Source organism: Pseudorhodoplanes sinuspersici (genome assembly GCF_002119765.1).
Lineage (GTDB): Bacteria > Pseudomonadota > Alphaproteobacteria > Rhizobiales > Xanthobacteraceae > Pseudorhodoplanes > Pseudorhodoplanes sinuspersici.
Map to the genome: position 1 here is coordinate 3,234,953 of NZ_CP021112.1, position 22,078 is coordinate 3,257,030.

Consider the following 22,078-nt stretch of genomic DNA (forward strand, 5'->3'; position numbering starts at 1 on the left):
GTGATGGTGGGCATATGCTGGCGAGTCGGGATTTGGTCAATGCAACGTAGCGCAACAGATTGCGCCTGCACCAGCCGCAAGCAACAGGATGTATCCGTAGAGCCGGACCGATCGGGTTTCGCGAAAGAAGAATGGCCGCTTGGTCGGGGGGAAACCAAGCGGCCGATCCAAACCTGAAATTGGGGGAAGGGGCCGGTTTGGACGTGAGGTTAAAACCTGCCGAATACCATCGTTCCCGATAAAGCGGCCGCCCAAGCATGAAACTTCAGCGGCCTTGCCACGCTATCCAAATGTGTCTCTAGGCGCTGTTCCGGCCGGGAGCTTCACGCGCGCGCAGCTCTTTGATGCTTCAGCTTTCCGAGCGTTTCCCTTGCGAGGGACCTGTCGTCATCTCCGCCAATGTCGTGTGATAGGTGGGCGCAGCGAGCGGAGACCGGTTAATCTGGAACACTAGCGATTGAAGTCGCCTTCAGTCAGCCAAGAGGTACCAGACAGATCGACTTTAAATCCTAGTTTCTTTAGCCGCTGGCCAAGCTCCTTGCGACTGGTCGCGGAGTTAGACAATCGGAGCATGTGCATTCCCGCAATGTCACTTATGGGTCGAGTATCGCCGACCTGAACGAGCAGCGTTTTTTTAGGGTGGCCGCCGAGAGCCAAGCCGGATTCAAAAATCACGTTCGGTCGAGCTTGGCCTTCAAGCTTCGCGGAGTCGCCTTTAGCTCTGTACTTTGTTTTGAGGCGCGCTTCCTCGTCCGGTGAAAACATCACAACGACGCCTTGAACCAGCCTCATCGCATTGTTTATAACTTTACGAACGTCGGGATTGGCTCCCTTCGCCTTTGCAATCGCCTGGCTCCACTCCAACGGGTTTAGGCCCATTGCGCGAAGAAGCGCAAACATCGCTTCATTAAGCTTGCTGTCTCGGCCATGAACGACGAAAAGGCTGTTGTTTTTTGCAGGCTTAACTTTCAGAGTCGGCAAAACTTTAGAAACAGGCGGGGCCGCACTAATCGCATTGTCTTCCGGCTCGGTCGAGATGGCAGAAACTGCGTGACCTCGCATCTCAGCACGGTCTTCCGCAGTGGCGTAGCGCGTAATGGCGATACCTAGCTTACGGGCTAACATCATCGAAGCCGCTCGCCGGGAGATGAGTTGATCGTTGGCGATTTGCGCGATCAGGCGATTAACGTGACGATCAGAAACATTTCCGAGCTTTTTCTTGATCGCTGTACGTAACGGCTGAGGTATCGCGTTGCTCATCCGCGCTTACTCTTCTTTCTCTTTGGTTTGTTATTGCGGAAGCGGATGCCTCGAACGGTGCTTTCGGTAATACCAAGCATTTGCGCCACGTCACTGTCGTCAAACCCAGCCCCGGAAAGGACCAGCGCGGCTTCGTTAGTTTCGGTCTCTTTCGTGACATGAACCGCGAGAAGACGTGCGATCAACATCAACGCGTCGGGCTTCTCAACTTGTGCGACGCTTTTTCTTTTTTTTGCCACTCGAGCTCCTCTTGCGGATCTTCATAACCCTAACCGATTGAGCCGTGCTGCCTGCCGCCGCTGCTGCATCATCTTGTGATAGGCCTAAACCCATCAGAAACTTCACTTTTGCGAGGACACCAGACATCCTATCTGGATCGGCTTGCTCCGCCTGTTTAAGGCACAAGTAGGCAAGCGATTTTCCAATAACTGAAAGCCAAACATCGTTCGCTTCTTCTGGCACGTAAGCCTCTCCGCGAATCATCCCACAAAGGTATTATCGCGATTCGCAATGGGGTCGTTCAACTCAAAGATGATTCGGGGTGCTTATCCACGAGCCAATTTCAAAGTGTTCGTCGTAAAACACGGTTCGCTTGCGGTGCAGTGCGGTCATTGCGAGGCTCACATCGCCTTCCGCAGCGCTTGGTTCTCGGCTGCGCGCAGAAATGCACGTTATTGCAAGCGTTTCTTTGTTGCTTCATCCATGTCTTCAAACGCGGGAGTCTGTAGCGGAGTTAGAGTGCCTTATCTCGCTTATCGGCTTGCCACTTGCTAGCCAACTCCGCATGCCGATAACACGTCACCAGATGATCGTTCACCATCCCCACCGCCTGCATGAACGCATAGACGATGGTCGGGCCGACGAACTTGAATCCGCGGCTGGCAAGATCTTTCGATATCGCGCGTGAGAGCGGCGTTTCGGCCGGGACCGACTTGATCGTCTTGAAGGTGTTGACCTTCGGCCGGCCGTCCATGTGGCTCCACAACAGATCGGAAAAGCCGTCCGACTTTTCCATGATGTCGAGCCAGGAGCGCGCCGATAAAATCGTGCCTTCGATCTTCAGCCGGTTGCGGACGATGCCCGCATCCTGCATCAGCTTTTCGACCTTGCGCGGCGTGTAACGCGCGATCTTTTCCGGCTGGAAATCGTCGAAGGCTTTGCGGAAATTGTCGCGCTTGCGCAGGATCGTGATCCACGACAGGCCGGCCTGGAAGCCGTCGAGGATCAGCTTTTCGAACAGCGCGCGGTCGTCATATTCCGGCACGCCCCATTCGGTGTCATGATAGCTGACATAGAGCGGGTCTTCCTTCGGCCACGGGCAGCGATGCAGGCCGTCGACATGCGCAATCGCTTTCATCCGGCGGTCTTCACTCTGGCAGCTGCGAGAAAATCGGCCACGGCGCTGTCGCGCAATGTCAGTGTGATGCCGCCGGCACTGAGCGGCGTGCCGGCATCGATCGCTTCCGCGACGCGGTCGACGCGCAGCATGGCAAGCCCCTGCTTGCCGGCGGATGAGCCCATGGTGCCGACGGTCTTGTCGCCGGCCATCACCGCAATGCCGTCCTGAGCCGGATGTTCGTCGAACGCAACGGCAACGACGCGGTTGCGCGCGGTGCCGCGATGCTCGACCCGCGACACCACTTCCTGACCGACATAGCAGCCCTTCTTGAAGTCGACGCCATTCAGCTTGTCGAGATCGGCATCGTGCGGAAACGTATCGCCATAGATGAAATCGACGCCGCCGCGCGGCACGCCCAGCGCAATGCGATGCGCGTCATAGTCCGATGCATCGACCAGCGTCGCGCCGAGGTCGGCGACGGCTTCCGATGCGAGATCCGTCGGCACGATGGCGCGGAGGCCAAGCGCGGCGAGACGCGGGTCATGATAGACGAGGCCGTAGTCGGTCGATCCGTCGCCGTCCCATGCCGCGAGAACAGAGAGGGTGTCGATGCTCTGGATCGTCACCTTGGCGCGCAGCTTGTAGAAATTGAGCTTCTGCGCCAGCTCGTCGGCCAGGGCTTTGGGGCAATCGATGAAGAAGCCACCGCCTTCGTTGGCGCCGGCTTCGATCACGAAGAAGTCGGCGATGATCTTGCCTTGCGGCGTCAACAGCGCGGCGTAGCGCGCATCGCCTGGCGCCAGCGTCTCAATATCGCCGGTCACAAGGTTGTGGAGAAACCCGCGCGCGGGTTCGCCCGTGACACGCAACACGCTGCGATCTGTGAGCAAAGCGGCTTTCATGGTGCTCTGAAACGGTTCCAAATATGATGTTCGCAGCGAACAGCCCTGCAAACGACGTTGTAAACGGCTCTTGCCAGAATTCCCGGTGAAACGTAAGGCGCTGACAGCACGGCCTCAAGGGCCGCAGACCGGGCATGACTTCGCGGCGGTAATTCCAGGATTTGGACGATCATGGCACAGACCTTCGACACGATTTTCAAGGGCGGCATCGTCGTCAATCAGGATGGCGAGGGTGCGCGCGATATCGGCGTCAGGGATGGGCGTATCGCCGGGATCGGCGATCTGTCGAAAGCCTCCGCCGGCGAGACGGTCGATTGCCGGGGCCTGCATGTGTTGCCGGGCGTGATCGATACGCAGGTGCATTTCCGCGAGCCGGGCGGCACCCACAAGGAAGATCTCGAATCGGGCTCGCGCAGTGCGGTGATGGGCGGCGTCACGGCGGTGTTCGAAATGCCCAATACCGATCCACTGACCATCACGCCCGAGGCTCTGGCCGACAAGGTGAAGCGCGGGCATCATCGCATGCATTGCGACTATGCCTTCTTCATCGGCGGCACCTACGACAACTACAAGCACCTGCCGGAATGGGAGCGCCTGCCGGGCTGCGCCGGGGTGAAGGTGTTCATGGGCTCGTCCACCGGATCGCTGCTGGTCGAGAACGAGGAGGGGCTGCGCAACATCCTGAAAGTGATCCGCCGCCGTGCCTCATTCCATGCTGAGGACGAGGCGCGGCTGAACGAGCGCAAGAGTCTGCGGGTCGAGGGCGACCCGACGACGCACCCCATTTGGCGCGATCCGGTCGCGGCGATGATCGCGACCGAGCGGCTGGTCCGTACAGCGCGGGAAACAGGGGCGAGGGTGCATGTTCTCCACGTCTCTACCGCCGAGGAAATGGACTTCTTGGAGCATTACAAGGACGTCGCCTCGGTCGAGGTGACGCCGCACCATCTCACCATGGCGGCGCCGGAATGCTACCAAGTGCTTGGAACCAAAGCACAAATGAACCCGCCGGTGCGCGATGCGCAGCATCGGGCCGGGATCTGGCGGGGCCTGCAGCAGGGGGTGGTCGATATCCTCGGCTCCGATCATGCGCCGCATACTCTGGAAGAAAAATCAAAGGCTTATCCGGCAACGCCGTCGGGCATGACCGGCGTCCAGACGCTGGTGCCGCTGATGCTGGACCACGTCAATGCCGGCCGTTTATCCCTCGCCCGATTCGTTGATTTATCCAGCGCCGGCCCGGCCCGGTTATTCAACATTGCCCGCAAGGGCCGCATTGCCGTGGGGTATGATGCCGACCTGACGGTGGTCGATCTGAAGCGACGGGAAACCATCACCGATCAATGGGTTGCCTCGAAGGCGGGCTGGACGCCCTATGACGGCATGACGGTGATTGGCTGGCCGGTCGGCACAGTTGTCCGCGGTCGCCGGGTGATGTGGGAGAACGAACTTATCACCCCGTCGCAGGGTGAGCGTGTGCGCTTTCTGGAAACGCTGTCGGCCTGATCGCGCCGTTACTGGCGCGACAGATCCAGGGAAAATTCGCCGTTGCGGATGCGGTCGGAGAGCCCTTCCGCGAACACCGCGGCGGCATCCTCGCCATAGGTCGAGACGAATTCGATCAGCGCCGCGAACAGGCAGGCCTGCGCCATGCAGTCGCCATCGATGCCGTCAAGACGCGCTTCCGCCCAGGCCTCGTGCACGTAGCCGAGCGCGACCTTTTTCTGCTCGTGATCCGCAATCGGCTCACGGGCCGAGTTCATGCGCGACAGACTGTTCATGCTGAATTATTTCCCGCGCGTTTCCGCGCCCCAGGCGAGAAGAGCCCCGACGTTAGCATGGGAGGCGGCGCAGCAAACCCCCGTCTTTAGGAAAGGTTAATGCGGGCCAAGAGAAGCCACTACTAATTAGTATAGCGGGCGGTAATTTCGCGGGAGATCTTGGCGCCTTCGTCGAGATAGCGGCGGATGGCGATATCGGCAGCGTCCGTGCAGGTCCGGTAGGACTGCTGAAAACCGCTATAGCCGCGATTGAAGCTGGCCATCAGCTTGGTCTTACGCTCGGGCGCCGGGGCCTCGGCCTCGATCAGCGCCCGCATCTCATTTCGCCATTTCTGGCCGTCCTTCGCGCCGCAGAGCCCCCGAAGATAGTGCAGGGCGCCCAGGATCTCGGAGAGCCGCTGCAATTCAGCCTCGAACGCCGCCCCGCTATCGATCGCGCGGGCCGGCACGGCGAGGGTGGTCGCCATCAGCAGGATCAGGAGGAAGCGGCGCATCATAGTGGCCAAGGTATGCGCCGGTCATTTGGCGTCCGCAAGGCCTGGATTGTCGATCAGCGGTGCAAGGCTGACGCGGGCTCAAACTGTTCCATCGCCTTGTCAATGATCTCCCGCAGACCGTCCGTGGTCTTCAGCCCGTCCAGTTCATGTGGAAACCGCCATTCCGCTTCCGCAATCTCCGTCGGGTCGGGAGTGGGTTCGCCGGCGATCCAGCGCGCGGCAAAGCAGAGGATGACGAAATGCCGCTTCACCCGGCCATCGGCAGCACGGGCGATCATTTCGCGGTAGCCAGCAGGCTCGAGCGGCTCGACCGTCATGCCGATCTCTTCACGCACCTCGCGGACGACCGCCTCGCGGACAGTCTCGCCCGTTTCGACCACGCCGCCTGGAAGGGTGTAGACGCCGGTGGCGACGCCCCCTCCACGCCGCACGATCATCACCTTACCGTCACGAATGATTGCGGCGCTGACCGCAAGAAAAGGTCGCGTTGGATAAGTGCGGTCTTCTGACATGTCGCCGTCCCAATTTGCGCTAGAGCATGATGCCGAAAAGTGCGAAGCGGTTTTCGGACGACATCATGCTCTAAAATATTAGAATCGATCACGTTTATGATTTTGGATCGCTTCGATCCAAAATCATCGTGATCTATGAGGTAACGCATGTGTGGACGCTACTTCATTGTCATGACTCCCGCCACGATGCGGAAGCACTTCGGCTATCCTGAAATGCCGAACTTCCCGCCGCGCTACAATGTGGCGCCGACGCAACCGATTCCACTGGTGCGGATGTGGGAGGGACAGCGGCAATTCGTGCTGATGCGCTGGGGCCTGCTGCCGTCCTGGGTGAAAGACCCGAAGACATTCACGCTGTTGATCAACGCGCGCGGCGATACCGTCAATGAAAAGCCGGCTTTCAAAAATGCCATGAAGTATCGCCGGTGTCTGATACCGGCCGACGGGTTTTATGAGTGGAAACGCGATGGGGCGACCAAGCGACCCTATCTGATCCGCATGAAGGGTGGCGCGCCGTTCGTCTTTGCCGGCCTGTGGGAAACCTGGGTTGGACCGAACGGGGAGGAGCTTGATACGGCGGCGATGATCACCACGGATGCCAATGCCGTGCTGGCACCGATCCACCATCGTATGCCGGTGATCCTGCCGCCGGACAAATTCGAGATGTGGCTCGACTGCGCGAATGTCAGTCCAGCGGCCGCGGCCGCCCTGCTGGTGCCTGCGCCTGCTGCCGCGATGGAAGCATTCGAGATATCGCCGGCGGTCAATCGTGTTGCCAATGACGGGCCCGAAATTCAGCAGCCATACACGGCGCCGCAGAGCGCCGTACTGACATTGCCTTTCGGCTAATCTTCTACAACGCCGCGATGAAGGGCATTGCATCGTGCCCACGGTGAATTGCGAATGCGCTCGATGAGGCGCGTATTCATAGGCTTATCGACTTAATCAATAACGACTTACAATTTGTTCTATCCAAGCTCTCCCTCTTACAGTGAGCGCAAGAGAGCATATTGGTAGCAATTTCTCCCGTTGTCCTAAACGCTGCCCTGCGTAGTTCATATTGATGTGAATGAGCGGTCAGTATGATTCGGACGACGAACCGGAGATCCAGCAGCCATATGCTGCGGCGCAGAGTGTCGAACTGGCATCGCTGAAGCTTTCATCATTTTGGGTGCCAATGACGAGTCCCGACATCGATAATATCAATCACGTTGGTATGGCGGTTCGTGATCTGAATGACACTGTCCGCCGTTTCGAGGCCATGGGCTTCCAGCTCACGCCCTATTCGCCGCATTCCGCGGCGTGGAAGCCGGGCGAAAGCGTCAAGCCGCTGGGTTCCGGCAACCGTTGCATCATGTTCGCCAACGATTATCTCGAAATCCTGGCGAGCGAAGATCCGAGACAGCCGGCCGCGCGCATCGCCAATTTCCTGAAACGGCATCAGGGTGCGCATATCATCTGCTTCAACACCGAAAACCCTCAGTCAGTCGATCAGCGTTTGCATCAAGCCGGTATGGCGACGTCGGGCGTGATCCCGCTTCAGCGCGAGATCGACACGCCGGACGGTGTGCAGACAGCGAAATTCGAGCGCGTGCAATTTGCACCGGAGCATTCGCCTGAGGGTTACATCCAGGCCGCGCGCCATCTCACGCCGCAATACATCTATCAGCCGCGCTATATCACGCATCCCAATGGATGCACGCAATTGTCGCACACGTTCATCGTGACAGATGCGCTCGATGATTTCGCCCGGAAGTATGAGCTTTACACGGGGCTGACGACGAACCGGCAGGACCATGCCTGCGTCTTCCGCTTTGCCTTGGGCACGCAATTGATCATCATCGATGCCAAGCATGCGTCTGAATGGTTGCCGGGCACGCTGTTTCCACCACTTCCTGCCATCGCCGGAGTGGCGTTCCGCTGTCCTAATCTTGCGGAGCAGCGAGTACGGCTGGCGGACAACGGGTTTGCCTTTGCCGAAGCGCAAGGCCGTCTTGTCGTTCCGGCGGAGCAGGCAAGTGGTGTGGCCGTTCTATTCGAGGAATAAGCGATGAAAAGCCTGAAACATGTGATTGCTGCGTTGATGCTCGCCACCGCGATACTCATGCCCGCGATCGCATCAGCGCAAAACTTTCCTGACCGACTGGTGCGGATTGTCGTTCCCTATCCTGCCGGCGGTGGTGTCGATGGCTTGGCGCGTGCGCTCGGCGAAGGTTTGTCCCAAATCTGGAAGCAACCGGTCATCGTCGAAAACAAGCCCGGCGCCAGCACGATGATCGGCGGTGAAACGGTCGCGCGTGCGCCGGCGGATGGCTACACGCTGCTGCTGACGAGTGATTCGTCGATCACCAGCAATCCGTTCCTGTTTCCCAAGGCGAATTTCGATCCGGTAAAGGATCTGGCGCCGATCACGCAACTGATCGAGCTCAATCAGATCGTTGTCGTGCATCCATCGGTTCCGGCTAATACGATGGCCGAACTCGTTGCACTCTCCAAGCAGAAGAAGGGCGCCCTGAATTACGGCTCCTATGGCACCGGCAGTCAGCCGCATTTGCTGTTTGAAATGCTGCGCGCACAGGCCGGCGCCGACATCATGCAGATCCCCTATCGCGGCATCGCACCAGCAATCACCGCCACCATCGCCAATGACGTACAGATGACACTCGGTGGTTGGTCGGTGACCGCAGGGCACATTCAGGCCGGCAAGCTCAAGCCGATCGCAATCAGCCGCAAGGAACGGCTGAAGGAACTGCCCAGTATACCAACTCTTAAAGAAGCCGGATTTGCGGATGTTGATCCACAGTCCTGGTTTGGATTATTCGCTCCGGCAAATACACCAAAGGCGATTATCGACAAGATTCAGAAGGATGTGACGACGGTCTTTTCAGATAAGGCCTTCCTTGACCGGAGCATTCATGCGCTGGCGTTCGGTGCGGTTGTGTCGACGCCGGAGGAATTCGCAAAATTCATCGCGCAAGACTTTGCTTACAAAGGCCGACTGATCTCGGTAACGGGAATTAAAGCTGAATAAGAGTTCGCCCTCCGGACGGGCAACGTAACGCATTGACAGTGGTATTGGATGGGCGATAGCGGAGGGAGCCTAAAGAGAGGAAAAGCCCATGCGTCGTCTGTTTTTGGCCCTTGGCCTACTCACATGTTCGCTTGTTTCGGCCCATGCCCAGACTTGGCCGCAGCGCAACGTCACTTTCATCCTGCCGCTCGGCGCCGGTAGCGGCGTCGACATCACCTCGCGCCTGATCGCCGACAAGCTGTCCGCGAAATGGGGCAAGCCGGTCGTCATCGAAAATCGTCCGGGTGGAGACGCAATCGTTGCAATCAACGCTTTCGTGGGTGCCGCCGACGATCACACGCTCTTGATGGCGCCGACCTCGACCTTCACCGCGCATCCGCTCTTGCACGCCAAGCTGCCCTATCAGCAGGACGACTTGGTTCCGATTGCGCGTGCCACCAATACGCTGATTGCGATCGGCGTGCCGGCATCCCTCAATGTCAACACCTTGGCCGACTTCGTGAAGCTGGCGAAAGAGAAGCCGGGCAGCCTTAACTATGCCGGCACCACCGGCGCGGTCGATTTCGTCTTCTCGGGTTTCCTGAAGGATGCCGGTATCGACGTGACCAAGGTCCCGTACAAGGATGGCGTGCAGGCATTGAACGATCTCGCCGAGGGCCGCATCCAGATCTACGGCGCGGCTTACGCCATCATGCGGCCGCAGATCGAAGCCGGAAAGGTGAAGGTGCTCGCGCTCATGAACAAGGAGCGTGCGCCGGCATTGCCGAATGTTCCGACGGCGGCCGAGGCCGGATACCCGTCGCTGACACTGGATGGCCTGGTCGGCCTGTTCGGACCGCGCAAAATGTCGCCGGAGCTGCGCGATCGGATCTCGGCCGATGTGGTCGAAGCCGCGGGTGACCCCTCCATCGCGTCGAAGCTGACAGCAACCGGTCAGGTGGTTCGTCCGGGCAAGGCCGCCGAGTTTGCGGCTGAAATCGATGACCAGCGCAAACGGGTCAACGCCGCCGCCAAAGCGATCGGCGCAACGAAATAAAAAATTGCGGGCCCTAGCCCCAAAAGCAAAGCCGGCGCGGATCACCCGTGCCGGCTTTTTGCGTTATCGAGGCACAATGAGGCTCGAAGGGAGCTCACAGAAAGAATGGTCGGAGTGATAGGATTCGAACCTACGACCCCCTCGTCCCGAACGAGGTGCGCTACCAGGCTGCGCTACACTCCGACTTGAAGGCAGGCTTATAACGGCGGGTTCTTCCAGCCGCAAGCGAGCCGCCGACTGAATTTTCCACTGGCTCGGGCGCAAAAAAGGATATGAAAGCGCCCCATGACCATATTGCTTGATACTCGGGTCTTGCAGGCCGGCCCCGAGGCGCAGCGCGCGGCCGCTGACTGCCTTGCGCAGGGCGGCCTCGTGGCCTTTCCCACGGAGACTGTGTATGGCCTCGGCGCCGATGCGACGAATGGCGAGGCTGTGGCCCGCCTGTACGCCGCCAAGGGCCGGCCCTCGTTCAATCCCCTGATCGCTCATGTGGCGGATATCGAGGCCGCCCGCGCCCTCGCGGCCTTCACGGGCGATGCCGAGCGGCTGGCCAAGGCGTTCTGGCCGGGGCCTCTGACTTTGGTTCTCCGCCGATTGCCGAATTGTCCAGTCTCGGAACTGGCGACCTCAGGGCTCGATACCATCGCCCTGCGAGTCCCCGACCACCCGGTGGCCAACGGCATTCTCCGTGCCTTTGGTAAGCCGGTTGTGGCGCCGTCCGCCAACCGGTCCGGCCATGTTTCACCGACCTCGGCGGGGCATGTGGCCAGCGATCTCGACCGCCGGGTCGACCTGATTATCGACGGCGGGCCGACCAGCGTGGGTGTTGAATCCACTATCGTTGCCTGTCTGGACCGGCTGGTTCTGATGCGGCCAGGCGGGGTGCCGCGCGAGGCCATCGAGACCGTCCTTGGCCATCCCGTCGCAATCGAAGATCATGGCGGCGATAGCGAAGCCCCGTTGGCCCCCGGCATGCTGACATCGCATTATGCGCCTCAAGCGAGATTGCGACTCAACGCAAATGACGTAGCTTCCGACGAAGCCCTGCTTGCCTTTGGTCCTTTATTCAAAGGGGCCCGGGATGCAAGAATGATCCGGAATTTGTCGTCGCAAGGCGATCTGGTCGAAGCGGCGGCCAATCTGTTTGCCGATCTGCGTGCGCTTGATGCATCTGGTGCGAGCAGGATTGCCGTTATGCCGGTACCGGAGACCGGGCTGGGCGAAGCTATCAACGATCGTTTGCGGCGCGCTGCTGCGCCGCGCCCTCTGTCAGGGGACGCAAAGTGAATATTATGGGAATGCTCGCCAAATTTGTTGCGTCTTTCATTGGCGTGGTTGCGATCGGCGGTCTTGTTTCGACCGCAGTGAATGCCGAAGTGCAGAAGCACACGCAAATCTGTAACGGCAAGCTTTGTCCGTCATTCACGCTTGTGCTCACGCCGCCTCTGGATTGGGATGTGGACAAGGCCGCAAGTGAAGAGAACCGGGTGCAGATGCTGATCCCGCGCGGCCTGAATTTCCATGATGCCCGTGCGGTCATCTACATCCGGGTGTCGGCGAAGGAGAAGGACCAGCAGTTATCCGACTTCATTCGTGTGAGCCAGGAACGGTGGCGTCAATCCGTCGCAGATTCCAAGATTTCGAAATTGCCACCCGTCGAGCGTGGTAACGGCAAGGCGGCGTTCGAACCTTTCCGCTATGAAAACCCGAGCCGCCCACAACAGCCGTTTGAACTCGTCGCGTTCGGCACCGATACCGATAAAGATGGCAATGACTTCATTCTTACGGTCGTCATGTCGGGCAAGGATCAGAAGGCGATCGAGCAGGCGCAGGATTCCTATCTGGAATTGCTTCGCCGTCACTAGTGGAGCGGATTTGACATTCGCTACCCGCCCAGCCGCGGGCTCGTCAGCAAATGTCAAATCCAAAGCTCCACTAGAATCCAATATTGCTAGTGGTCCTTTGATTCTAACATTCGCAAAGAGCCTGCCGAGAAGAGATGCGAATGTTAGAATCGGACCACTAGATCACGATGATTTTGGATCGAGCGGATCCAAAATCATAAACGTGATCGATTCTCATAAGTTAGAGCATGATGTCATCCGAAAACCGCTTCGCACTTTTCGGCATCACGCTCGAATCCGGGCTGAAGAGTTGGTGACAGCATGACATTACCGGCAGATATGATCGAGCGCTTCAAGGCGATCGTTGGCGAAAAATATGCGCTGACCGATCCGGATGTGCAGGCCGCTTACCTCCACGAGATGCGGGACCGCTGGATCGGCCATACGCAGCTGGTGTTGCGACCCGAATCGGTGGATGAGGTTGCGGCGATCCTGAAACTGGCCAACGAAACGCGGACTGCCATCGTGCCGCAGGGCGGCAACACCGGCCTGGTCGGTGGACAAATCCCGCATCACGGCGAGATTGTGCTGTCGCTGAACCGGATGACAAACATTCGCGAGATCGATCCGGTGTCGAATACGATTACGGTCGAAGCCGGCGTCACCTTGCAGCGGACGCGTGAAGCCGCCGCCGAAGCCGACCGGCTCTATCCGCAACTGCTACCGTCGGAGGGATCCTGTACCATCGGAGGCAATCTTTCGACCAATGCCGGTGGGGTTGCCGCGATCGCACATGGGATTGCGCGCTCGCATGTGCTCGGCCTGGAGGTCGTGCTGGCCGACGGCCGCGTGCTCAATAATCTCAACAAGCTGAAGAAAGACAATACCGGCTACGACCTGAAGAACCTGTTCATCGGTGCCGAAGGGACGCTCGGCATCATCACCGCTGCGGTGCTGCGCCTCGTGCCGCAGCCGCGTGCGGTGGAGGTCGCATTTCTTGGCGTTCCCTCGGCGCAGGCTGCGGTCGATTTGCTTGGCATCGCACAGGGGCGCGCCGGCAGCGATGTGACCAGTTTCGAGTTGCTCACGCGGTTTGGAATGGAATGCGTCCTGCAGCATGTTGCGGGCACGCGTGACCCTCTCGACGCGTCGCACCCCTGGTACGTTCTCATGGAAATCTCATCGCAGATGAGTGCCGGCCTGCGCGATGTCGTCGAAGATATCTTTGAAACCGGTGTGGAGCGCGGTCTGGTTGAGGACGGCGCCATTGCCGAGACGCTGGAGCAGAGCAAGGCCTTCTGGCGCATCCGCGAAGAGGTCGGTGAAGTTCAAAAGAAGCTCGGTGGCTCGATCAAGCATGACGTGTCGGTGCCGGTCGCGGCGATCCCCGCCTTCATCGAAGAGGCGAACGCCGCTGTGATCGCGGCAGTCCCCGGCGCGCGGCCGTTTCCCTTCGGACATGTCGGTGACGGCAATATTCATTACAATGTCTCGCAGCCCGAGGGAGCCGACAAGGCGGCCTTCATGGCGCAGGAAGACACAGTGCAGGACGCGGTGTTCGGTATCGTGCTGAAACACGGCGGTTCGATTTCCGCCGAGCATGGCATCGGCATTGCCAAGCGCGACCGGCTGCCGAAAGTGAAGGATCCTGTCGCGATCGAATTGATGCGGACGCTCAAGGCAGCACTCGATCCGAACGGGATTCTCAATCCAGGGAAAGTGCTTTAGGCGCTTGATACCTAATTCCCCGGCGGCGGAGGAACGTCGTCGAGGCTGGGGGACGATGGTTTCGTGTCGGGCTGGGCCTCGATCCATCGCTGGATGGGCCCCGGACGAGGCGCGACGTCACCCGTATCGTCGATGATGCAGTCGCCGCCGACGCCCGAAACCGTCTGCTCGCAATCGCGCAAGGACGGGATGCCGCAGGTCTGGGTATCGTCATAAAACCGGGCGCAATATTTTTGCGCATTCGCGGCCTGTGAAAAGGCCAGCAGAGCGGACAGGAAAATCAGAGCGCGCAATGTGACCGCCAATTCATGAATGCAACCCAACGGTGCGCGAAAGCTTTAAACCAGCGACGAAAATAGTCTAGCTATCAATGCCAAAAATAGGCAATGCTTCGTGAAAAGACGTCCAAGAAACGTCAGAGCAAATGCCCCAAGCAAGTACCGCGTTCATGACAATGTCGGATACCAAGAAAACGCCCGTCGCTATTGTCGGCGGTGGTCCTGTCGGCCTCGCGCTGGCGCTTTTCCTCGATCGTTACGACGTGCCGTCGGTTGTGTTCAACACCGATACGGAAACGCGCTGGCATCCCAAGGGCTCGACGCAAAATGCGCGCACGATGGAGCATTACCGGCGGCTCGGTATCGCATCGGAGCTGCGGCTGCTCGGATTGCCTGCGGATTATCCCGGCGATGTCGCCTATTTCACACGCTTCAACAGCTACGAGCTGGCGCGACTGAAAATGCCGTCGGCCGCGCAAAAGGCGCACATGGTCGCGACAGCGGGCAAGCTCGATCAATATCCCGAGCCGCTGCTGCGCGCCAACCAGATGTATGTCGAAGCGTTCCTACTCGATTACGTCCGCGGGCGCCCCAACATCACGTTGCGTTTCGGCTGGGAAGTAAAATCCTACATGCAGCACAAAGATGGCGTGTCGCTGCTGGCCGAAAGCATCGCCGACGGCCGCAGCGAAAGCTGGCGCGCGCAATATCTTGTTGGCTGCGATGGCGGTCGCTCATTCGTGCGCCGTCAGCTCGGCATCCGCTATGAGGGCGAGGACACGCTGCAGCAGGCTTATTTCGGCGGGCGGATGTTTGCGAGCCATATCCGCGCGCCCACATTCTATCGCGACATCTTGGGCAATCGCCGGGCGTTCCAGCACTGGGCGGTTAACCCGCAGTCGCGCACCACGATGATTGCGCTCGACGGTCAAGAAGAATTTCTGTTCTGGATGCGTCCAAACGATTCCTCCGTTGCGCCTGATGGCGACGCGGTACAGCACGCCATGACACTCAGTTGCGGCGCGGATGTTCCGGTCGAGGTCATCGGGACGCAGCCATGGACGGCGGGTATCGCACTGGTCGCGGAAACGTTCGCCGATAATCGGGTTCTGCTTGCGGGCGATGCCGCGCATCTGTTCACGCCGACAGGCGGTTTCGGCATGAATACCGGCATCGATGACGCCGCGAACCTGTCGTGGAAATTGGCGGCGATGGTGCAGGGATGGGGCGGCCCCAACCTGCTGGAAAGCTATGAAGCCGAACGCCTGCCGATTGCGGTCCGCAACACCGGTGCTGCACGCGAGCTTGCCAAAAACATCGGCGATGTCAGCGTTTCTCCCGATATGGAAGATGATTCCGAAGCGGGCGCCAAGGCGCGTCGCGAAATCGGGGCCTATCTATCGACCTTCGGCGAGGAGTTCAGCTCGATCGGCGTCCAGCTCGGCGCACGCTATGACGGATCCATCATTATCGAGGGCGACGCGCCGCCACCGGCCGATGACTTTGCGCATTACACGCCCTCGGCTGTGCCGGGCGGGCGAGCGCCGCATGCCTGGCTTGGCTTAGGTCGCGGTGAAGGAGATTCGCTTTTCGACAAGCTCGGCCTTGGTTTCACATTGTTGCGGCTCGGAACGAATGCCCCGGATCCGACGGCTTTCGCCAATGCAGCACAGTCTCTCGGTGTTCCGCTGACAACGCTCGACATCCCGGATAATGACATCCGCGATCTTTACGAACGCGACCTCGTCCTGATCCGCCCTGATCAGCATGTTGCGTGGCGCGGCAACACGGCGGACGACGCCGATGCGGTGATGAAGACTGTGGTCGGGAACGACTAGAATTCCCTTCAGCCCAGAATGCGGCCGACGCAGAGGCTCAGGGCACTTTTTGCAACTGGCACCTTGTGCAACAGACAGCTTGTGCAACGCGAGGTCGCAGCATAACATTTTGCTCAATCAGAAAGATGTTCCGCCAGGAAATCTCCCTGCGGAAACATCTCAATAAGCTGTAACGCCCGCCGACACGCATCCGCGGGCATCTAGGGAAGGGCTCACGGAAATGTCTTTGCAGCTTCGGGTCTGCCGTCGCATTGCATTTGTTGCGATCGGTTTTCTGATGTTCTCCACGATACAGTCTTACGCCGCTGATTATCCCAACCGTAATCCACGCATTATTGTCCCCTATCCGCCGGGCGGGGCGACCGACATCGTGGCGCGACTGTTCGGTGACTGGTTGTCGAAGCGGCTCGGCCAGCAATTCATCATCGAAAACCGTCCGGGCGGCGGCAACAATATCGGCACCGAAGCGGCGCTCAAATCGCCGCCCGACGGCTATACTTTCGTGCTCACCAATCCGGCCAATACGGTCAATGCATCGCTCTACAAGAAACTGAATTTCAATTTTATTCGCGACACCGATCCGGTCGTCGGCTTCATCCGCGTACCGAATGTGATGGAGGTGCATCCGTCGGTTCCGGCAAAGACGGTCGCCGAATTCATTGCTTACGTGAAAGCCAATCCAGGCAAGGTCAACATGGCCTCATCCGGCAACGGCACATCGATCCATTTGTCGGGCATGTTGTTCATGTCGATGACCGGTGCGCAGATGACACATGTGCCATATCGCGGTTCCGCGCCGGCCCTGACCGATCTGCTCGCGGGCCAGGTGCATGTCATGTTCGACAATCTTCCGCCGTCGATGCAGCACATCAAGGCGGGCACGCTGCGTCCCCTCGGCGTGACGACCGCAACGCGCTCAGCCGAATTGCCCGACCTGCCGACAGTCGCCGAAACCGTGCCGGGCTATGAAGCAAGTGCGTTCTTCGGGTTGAGCGTGCCAAAGGGAACGCCACGCGATATCATCGAGCTGATCAACAAAGAAGTGAATCTCGCGCTCAAGGATCCCGATATCCAGGCGAAGCTGAAAACACTGGGCGGTATTCCGATCCCCGGCGCGCCCGAAGATTTCGGAAAAATCGTAGCGTCCGAGACCAGCAAATGGGAAAAGGTGGTTCGGGACGCAAACCTCTCTGTTGAATGACCTTGGCAATGATATCCATTTCGGGCGCGCATGACCGATCGTAAGCGACCCGAGCAGCTTCGCAGCCACCGGTGGCTCGGCGTCAACGACCTGCGCTCGTTTGGGCACAGGTCGCGCCTGCGTCAATTCGGCTATGACAAGCCGGATTGGGATGGCAAGCCGGTCATCGGCATCATCAATACGTGGAGCGATCTCAACGCCTGTCACGCGCATCTGCGCTCGCGCGCAGAAGACGTAAAACGCGGCGTGTGGCAGGCGGGCGGTTTCCCGGTCGAATTGCCGGCGATGTCGCTGTCCGAGCCCTTCATCAAGCCGACGACGATGCTCTATCGCAATTTCCTGGCGATGGAGACGGAGGAATTGCTGCGCTCGCACCCGATCGACGGCGCCGTGCTGCTCGGTGGTTGCGACAAGACAACGCCAGCCTTGATCATGGGTGCGATCTCGATGGGCATTCCCGCCATCTACGTTCCGGCGGGGCCGATGCTGCGCGGCAACTGGGCGGGGCGTAGGCTCGGTTCGGGCTCGGACGTCTGGAAATACTGGGACGAGAAGCGCGCCGGCAATATCTCGGACGCTGATTGGAACGAGATGGAAGGCGGCATCGCGCGTTCGTTCGGCACTTGCATGGTGATGGGCACGGCCGCAACGATGATGGCGATTGCGGAAGCGATGGGGCTTTCCCTGCCGGGAGCCTCATCGATCCCCGCCGCTGACTCCAGCCATCCGCGCATGTGTTCGAATGCCGGCCGGCGCATCGTTGATATGGTGTGGGACGACCTGACGCCGGACAAAATTCTGAGCGCGGCCGCATTCGACAACGCCATTCGCGTTCATATGGCGCTCGGTGGTTCGACCAATGCGATCGTGCATGTGATTGCGATGGCGCGGCGGGCCGGAATCACGCTCGACATGGATCGTTTCGACGAGATTTCCCGTCAAGTGCCGGTGATCGCCAATATCACGCCGTCAGGCAATTACCTGATGGAGGATTTCTATTACGCCGGCGGTATTCGCGCGTTGATGACGGAATTGCGTGATCTGCTCGACCTGTCCTGCATGACCGTGACCGGCAAGACCGTCGGTGAAAATATTTCCGGCAGCAAGGTGCATCTGCCGGATGTGATCCACTCGCTGGCCGATCCGATCTATGCCGGCGGTGCGACCGCAGTGTTGAAGGGCAATCTCGCGCCACGCGGCTGCGTGATGAAGCCATCTGCCGCGGAGCAGCGGCTGTGCCAGCATCGCGGCAAGGTCATCGCCTTCGACGATTACAATCACATGGCACGGGAGATTGAGCGAGACGACCTCGATGTCACGCCCGATCATATCCTTGTGCTGAAGAATGCCGGGCCGCAAGGCGGGCCGGGTATGCCGGAATGGGGCATGTTGCCGATCCCGAAGAAACTGGTGAAAGCCGGCGTGCGCGACATGCTGCGCATTTCTGACGCGCGCATGAGCGGCACGAGCTACGGCGCCTGCATCCTGCACGTCGCGCCGGAAAGCTTCATTGGCGGACCGCTGGCCTTTGTGCAGACCGGTGACGAGATCGAGGTGGACGTCGCCAACCGGCGCATCCACCTGCATGTCAGCGATGAGGAGTTAGCGCGCCGCCGTGCGGCCTGGACGCCGCCAAAGCCGCATTACCAGCGCGGCTATGGCGCGATGTTCGCGCAGCATATCGGACAGGCCGACGACGGCTGCGATTTCGATTTCCTGCAGGCCGGCGCAGCGACGCCGGAGCCGGAAATCCACTGACGCCTGGAAACGATTATAGCGTCGCGTGGATCGCCTCGGCGTACCACGCCAGCGCAAGTTTTGACGGTGCATTCGAATTGTCGTCGACGCCGAGGCGCAGGCGATAGAATTCCAGTGCGCTCCGCGCCGTCTTCACCTTCAGCCGCTCAAAATGAATCAACGTTTCGTCGAGGTCCATCGCCGACATGCAGCGGCCGGCCGATTTCATCAGCAGCATCGAGCGGACCGTCGCGCGGCAGCATTGTGCGGCCTTGCCGAGGATCAGGATCAGATCGGGAGATTTGTCGAGCAGGGCTCGCTCTACGAGTTCGATCGGGAAGTCCCCGAGTGCTGCGAAGGCAATGGCGACACGCTCGAAATCCTGCGCGTTGGCGAAGGCGTGAAGATCGGCCTCGCTGAACTGGCCGGTGCGGCGAAGCCGCTTGATGCGCGCGCGCGCCTTGGCATGGTCGCGCGAGGAATTTCGCACATCGACACTGATGTCGGCAGCGATCCCCGAAACGGTCTCTCTGACAGCATCCGCGAGCGTCGGATTGGAGGCAATCAGTTTCGCCCGTACTTTTGCGGAGGCTGTTTCCAGAAGCTTCAGGAAAAAGTCGCGTGGAATATCGCGGCGGGCACCGATATAGCGGGCCAGCCCTTCGTCGTTGGCGGCTTTGCCGACCAGTTTGCCGAACCCTTTGTGGGAGATGCGCGCACCGGCATTCTTCACCACCAGCCGCACAACGCGATCGTTGCCGCGCTCGATGAGCGCGTCGGTAACTGGCTCGCTCAGGCTCTGGCGCTGGGTGATGGCCTCGATATGGCCTTGGCTCTTGGTATTGACATTGTCGATGAGATCTTTGTCGGTGAGCTGGGACGAATTGGTCAGCACTGGCCCGGCAACGGCAACGGAATCGTCGAAAGCCAGCGAGCGCAGGACTTTCGGCGGAGAGTCGGTGCAGCGGGCGAGACGGCGCGACAATTGTGCGCGCGCATTCACTTCGATGGTGGCGATCAGGGCCGACAAGACGTCGTCGAACAGGTCGATCACGCCTTGTGAATGATGACCCGTCCCGGCAATGAAAAGGTCAGTAATCCGCGTTAGGGCGTTCAGGCGTTTATCCGGGGTACCCGCGGCAATCGCGGATTCCAGTTCCTCAATCAGAGAAGCGCTATCCTGCATCATCGTTGTGTCTACTTGCATTTGCTCGAAAAACGCGGCAACCCGCTGTCATTTAAGTTCAATAAGCGAAATAATTGAATGCTTTTGGCTTCAAATGTTTCGTGTGTGATTAAAATCTGAACGGATCTGGAAAGTTCAATGAACGACGACATTCCCTTCGACAAAAGCTTCGATCTTGAGCCGGGAGTCCTGAAGGATATTGCCCCGAAAGTGCGTGCCTTGTGCGCCGGCAATGCCGGGCCATTCACGTTCAAGGGAACGGTCAGCTACATCGTCGGGCGCGGAAATGTCGCGATTATCGATCCGGGTCCGGACGATCCGGTTCACATCGGCGCGCTGCTGAAGGCCGTACGCGACGAGACCGTCACCCACATCATCCTCACGCATACGCATCGCGACCATTCCCCTGCCGCAGCCGCAATCCGGGCGGCAACCGGCGCCAAAACCTATGGCGAAGGACCACATCGCGCGTCACGGCCGCTGCATATCGGCGAGATCAACCCGCTCGATGCGGCCGGCGATACGGACTTCCACCCCGACCACAAGTTGGCGGATGGGGAAATCATCGAGGGCGAGGGCTGGACACTGGAGGCGGTCACCACGCCCGGCCATTGTGCCAACCACATGGCTTATGCGCTGAAGGAAACCAATGCGTTGTTTTCCGGCGATCACGTCATGGGCTGGTCGACGTCCATTGTCGCGCCGCCGGACGGTGCGATGAGCGACTATATGGCTTCGCTCTATAAACTCGCCAAGCGGAGCGAAGAAGTCTACTTTCCCGGGCATGGCAACATGATCCGCGAAGCGCCGCGCTTTGTGCAAAGCTACATCCGCCACCGTCTGGGACGGGAGGAATCGATCCTGCATCGGCTTGGAAAGGGTGCGACGGATATCCCGACGCTGGTGCGCGCAATCTATATCGGCATCGATCCGCGATTGATCGGAGCTGCGGGACTATCCGTACTGGCGCATCTTGAGGATCTTGTTGCGCGCGGTGTGGTGCAGACAGAAGGCGTGCCGTCGATCGCCGGTGTCTACCGTTTGGCAGGCGTCTGAGCCTGTTGTCCCTTGGTGGCCTTGGTCGGGAGCGGTGCTTTCTTCGGTATTGGCCGGCGCCGCTCTTCACGCTCCAGCGCCACGTTGATATTCTCTTCGAGATTATCGAGGAACGTGCTGATCCGCGAGGCATTGCTGCCGATGTCATGGAAGCCGTAGCGAGACGATGAACGCACATCGACGCGTGCTTCCTCGTCATTGCCGCGGATACGGATGACCACGTCATCGCGGAAGCCCATGATCGGCGTGCGGGCCACCGCCTCGATTCGGCCCTCACGCTGATTGGGCCGGGGCTCACGCGAATCGATCACCAGCCAGCGCCGCTTGTTCACCAGCGCGAGGGCGTGGTCATAGGCGATTTTCGGCGACACGCTCAGTTCGAGCGGTACGATGTCCGGATAGGCCTCCCGCTGCTGCTCGGCGGCATAGAGGCCGGCATATTGCACAGGATTGGTGGTGCGTGAGCGCAGCCGCCGGATGGCGTCAAACGCAGGCGGGTCCAGCACATCGGTGGTGATATCGGCGATGGCCGGCAGCTTATAGGCCTTGTAGCCAAGGTAGACGGGGTAGGCGAGCAAAGCGCCGCCGATCAGGATGGCGAGCACCGCATAGCCGAGCCCGCGCAGGCCCTGGCGCCAGATCGTCACGAACGACATCAGCGCCAGCAGCATGCCAACCGCCGCGACGGCGAGGGCGCCGCCAAAGGTCACAAGACCGGGAACGACTTCGATGATTCCGGACCGGACGATGATGATCGCCAGCAGCGCCGCCACGATCGCGAACAGCGCGAACCGGCGCGACCAGATCGCGAGCTTCGAATAGGGTTCATCCGGGAGGCGGCGGCGAGCCATC

The 22,078-nt window shown here is 59.7% G+C and carries 22 protein-coding genes and 1 tRNA gene; 12 read left to right on the plus strand and 11 right to left on the minus strand.

The genetic code is table 11. The features are described from left to right. Window positions 1-450: 450 nt before the first annotated feature. The 4 genes from CAK95_RS15680 to ygfZ all read right to left on the minus strand — a co-directional run bounded on the left by CAK95_RS15680 (window position 451) and on the right by ygfZ (window position 3,501). A complete protein-coding gene (locus tag CAK95_RS15680) occupies window positions 451-1,260 on the minus strand; it encodes a TIR domain-containing protein (RefSeq protein ID WP_086088748.1) in 810 nt (269 codons plus the stop codon). Then, window positions 1,257-1,499: a hypothetical protein gene (locus CAK95_RS15685; protein WP_147413720.1), complete on the minus strand. Its 243-nt coding sequence runs from the start codon at window positions 1,497-1,499 to the stop codon at window positions 1,257-1,259. Before CAK95_RS15685 ends, CAK95_RS15680 begins: the two co-directional genes overlap by 4 nt. A gap of 494 nt (window positions 1,500-1,993) precedes the next feature. Continuing rightward, window positions 1,994-2,617 (minus strand): DNA-3-methyladenine glycosylase I, encoded by a 624-nt coding sequence (locus CAK95_RS15695; protein ID WP_086088751.1) that lies wholly within the window; start codon window positions 2,615-2,617, stop codon window positions 1,994-1,996. Then, the gene (ygfZ, locus tag CAK95_RS15700; protein ID WP_086088752.1) at window positions 2,614-3,501 is read right to left on the minus strand and encodes a CAF17-like 4Fe-4S cluster assembly/insertion protein YgfZ; all 888 of its coding nucleotides are present in this window, start codon (window positions 3,499-3,501) and stop codon (window positions 2,614-2,616) included. Before ygfZ ends, CAK95_RS15695 begins: the two co-directional genes overlap by 4 nt. Window positions 3,502-3,672: 171 nt before the next feature. On the opposite strand from ygfZ, the gene CAK95_RS15705 reads away from it, so the two are divergent. Continuing rightward, window positions 3,673-5,007, plus strand: a complete 1,335-nt coding sequence (locus CAK95_RS15705) for a dihydroorotase (RefSeq protein ID WP_086088753.1) — start codon at window positions 3,673-3,675, stop codon at window positions 5,005-5,007. Between the two features lie 8 nt (window positions 5,008-5,015). Here CAK95_RS15705 and CAK95_RS15710 read toward each other — a convergent pair whose 3' ends face one another. The 3 genes from CAK95_RS15710 to CAK95_RS15720 form a co-directional block, all read right to left on the minus strand. After that, window positions 5,016-5,282 (minus strand): hypothetical protein, encoded by a 267-nt coding sequence (locus tag CAK95_RS15710; protein WP_086088754.1) that lies wholly within the window; start codon window positions 5,280-5,282, stop codon window positions 5,016-5,018. A gap of 122 nt (window positions 5,283-5,404) precedes the next feature. Further along, a complete protein-coding gene (locus tag CAK95_RS15715) occupies window positions 5,405-5,779 on the minus strand; it encodes a TIGR02301 family protein (RefSeq protein ID WP_086088755.1) in 375 nt (124 codons plus the stop codon). 53 nt (window positions 5,780-5,832) lie between these two features. Continuing rightward, window positions 5,833-6,291: an NUDIX hydrolase gene (locus CAK95_RS15720; protein ID WP_086088756.1), complete on the minus strand. Its 459-nt coding sequence runs from the start codon at window positions 6,289-6,291 to the stop codon at window positions 5,833-5,835. Window positions 6,292-6,438: 147 nt separating this feature from the next. On the opposite strand from CAK95_RS15720, the gene CAK95_RS15725 reads away from it, so the two are divergent. From CAK95_RS15725 to CAK95_RS15740, 4 genes are all read left to right on the plus strand, one after another. After that, the gene (locus CAK95_RS15725) at window positions 6,439-7,140 is read left to right on the plus strand and encodes an SOS response-associated peptidase (RefSeq protein ID WP_086088757.1); all 702 of its coding nucleotides are present in this window, start codon (window positions 6,439-6,441) and stop codon (window positions 7,138-7,140) included. A 220-nt stretch (window positions 7,141-7,360) separates the two neighbouring features. Beyond that, a complete protein-coding gene (locus CAK95_RS15730; RefSeq protein ID WP_086088758.1) occupies window positions 7,361-8,338 on the plus strand; it encodes a VOC family protein in 978 nt (325 codons plus the stop codon). A 3-nt stretch (window positions 8,339-8,341) separates the two neighbouring features. Then, window positions 8,342-9,322 carry a Bug family tripartite tricarboxylate transporter substrate binding protein gene (locus CAK95_RS15735; RefSeq protein ID WP_086088759.1) on the plus strand — a complete coding sequence of 327 codons (981 nt, stop codon included), beginning with the start codon at window positions 8,342-8,344 and terminating at the stop codon, window positions 9,320-9,322. An 88-nt stretch (window positions 9,323-9,410) separates the two neighbouring features. Continuing rightward, window positions 9,411-10,358 carry a Bug family tripartite tricarboxylate transporter substrate binding protein gene (locus CAK95_RS15740; protein WP_086088760.1) on the plus strand — a complete coding sequence of 316 codons (948 nt, stop codon included), beginning with the start codon at window positions 9,411-9,413 and terminating at the stop codon, window positions 10,356-10,358. Window positions 10,359-10,464: 106 nt separating this feature from the next. On the opposite strand, the gene CAK95_RS15745 is transcribed toward CAK95_RS15740, so the two are convergent. Next, window positions 10,465-10,541: transfer RNA gene (locus CAK95_RS15745), tRNA-Pro, on the minus strand. A gap of 102 nt (window positions 10,542-10,643) precedes the next feature. Between CAK95_RS15745 and CAK95_RS15750 the strand changes: the two genes are divergently transcribed. From CAK95_RS15750 to CAK95_RS15760, 3 genes are all read left to right on the plus strand, one after another. Continuing rightward, on the plus strand, window positions 10,644-11,645 hold the full coding sequence (locus CAK95_RS15750; RefSeq protein WP_086088761.1) for an L-threonylcarbamoyladenylate synthase: 1,002 nt from the start codon (window positions 10,644-10,646) through the stop codon (window positions 11,643-11,645). Window positions 11,646-11,656: 11 nt separating this feature from the next. Beyond that, window positions 11,657-12,223 carry a hypothetical protein gene (locus tag CAK95_RS15755; protein WP_086088762.1) on the plus strand — a complete coding sequence of 189 codons (567 nt, stop codon included), beginning with the start codon at window positions 11,657-11,659 and terminating at the stop codon, window positions 12,221-12,223. Window positions 12,224-12,523: 300 nt separating this feature from the next. Continuing rightward, a complete protein-coding gene (locus CAK95_RS15760) occupies window positions 12,524-13,930 on the plus strand; it encodes an FAD-binding oxidoreductase (RefSeq protein WP_086088763.1) in 1,407 nt (468 codons plus the stop codon). Window positions 13,931-13,941: 11 nt separating this feature from the next. Here the strand turns inward: CAK95_RS15760 and CAK95_RS15765 are convergent, their stop codons facing one another. Further along, window positions 13,942-14,223, minus strand: coding sequence for a DUF3551 domain-containing protein (locus CAK95_RS15765; RefSeq protein WP_086088764.1), 282 nt, complete (start codon window positions 14,221-14,223; stop codon window positions 13,942-13,944). A 155-nt stretch (window positions 14,224-14,378) separates the two neighbouring features. Between CAK95_RS15765 and CAK95_RS15770 the strand changes: the two genes are divergently transcribed. The 3 genes from CAK95_RS15770 to araD all read left to right on the plus strand — a co-directional run bounded on the left by CAK95_RS15770 (window position 14,379) and on the right by araD (window position 19,005). Beyond that, entirely contained in the window at window positions 14,379-16,046 is a 1,668-nt protein-coding gene (locus CAK95_RS15770; RefSeq protein WP_157699641.1) for an FAD-dependent oxidoreductase, read from the plus strand. A gap of 277 nt (window positions 16,047-16,323) precedes the next feature. Further along, the gene (locus CAK95_RS15775; RefSeq protein WP_183044356.1) at window positions 16,324-17,247 is read left to right on the plus strand and encodes a Bug family tripartite tricarboxylate transporter substrate binding protein; all 924 of its coding nucleotides are present in this window, start codon (window positions 16,324-16,326) and stop codon (window positions 17,245-17,247) included. A 30-nt stretch (window positions 17,248-17,277) separates the two neighbouring features. Beyond that, window positions 17,278-19,005 (plus strand): L-arabinonate dehydratase, encoded by a 1,728-nt coding sequence (gene araD, locus CAK95_RS15780; protein ID WP_086088767.1) that lies wholly within the window; start codon window positions 17,278-17,280, stop codon window positions 19,003-19,005. Window positions 19,006-19,018: 13 nt separating this feature from the next. Here the strand turns inward: araD and CAK95_RS15785 are convergent, their stop codons facing one another. Continuing rightward, window positions 19,019-20,173, minus strand: coding sequence for a DUF2336 domain-containing protein (locus CAK95_RS15785; protein WP_157699642.1), 1,155 nt, complete (start codon window positions 20,171-20,173; stop codon window positions 19,019-19,021). Between the two features lie 135 nt (window positions 20,174-20,308). Here CAK95_RS15785 and CAK95_RS15790 point away from each other — a divergent pair, with 135 nt between their 5' ends. Continuing rightward, on the plus strand, window positions 20,309-21,226 hold the full coding sequence (locus CAK95_RS15790; RefSeq protein WP_086088769.1) for an MBL fold metallo-hydrolase: 918 nt from the start codon (window positions 20,309-20,311) through the stop codon (window positions 21,224-21,226). Here CAK95_RS15790 and CAK95_RS15795 read toward each other — a convergent pair. Beyond that, window positions 21,205-22,077, minus strand: coding sequence for a DUF1499 domain-containing protein (locus CAK95_RS15795; protein ID WP_086088770.1), 873 nt, complete (start codon window positions 22,075-22,077; stop codon window positions 21,205-21,207). The genes CAK95_RS15790 and CAK95_RS15795 overlap by 22 nt on opposite strands. Window position 22,078 lies beyond the last annotated feature (1 nt).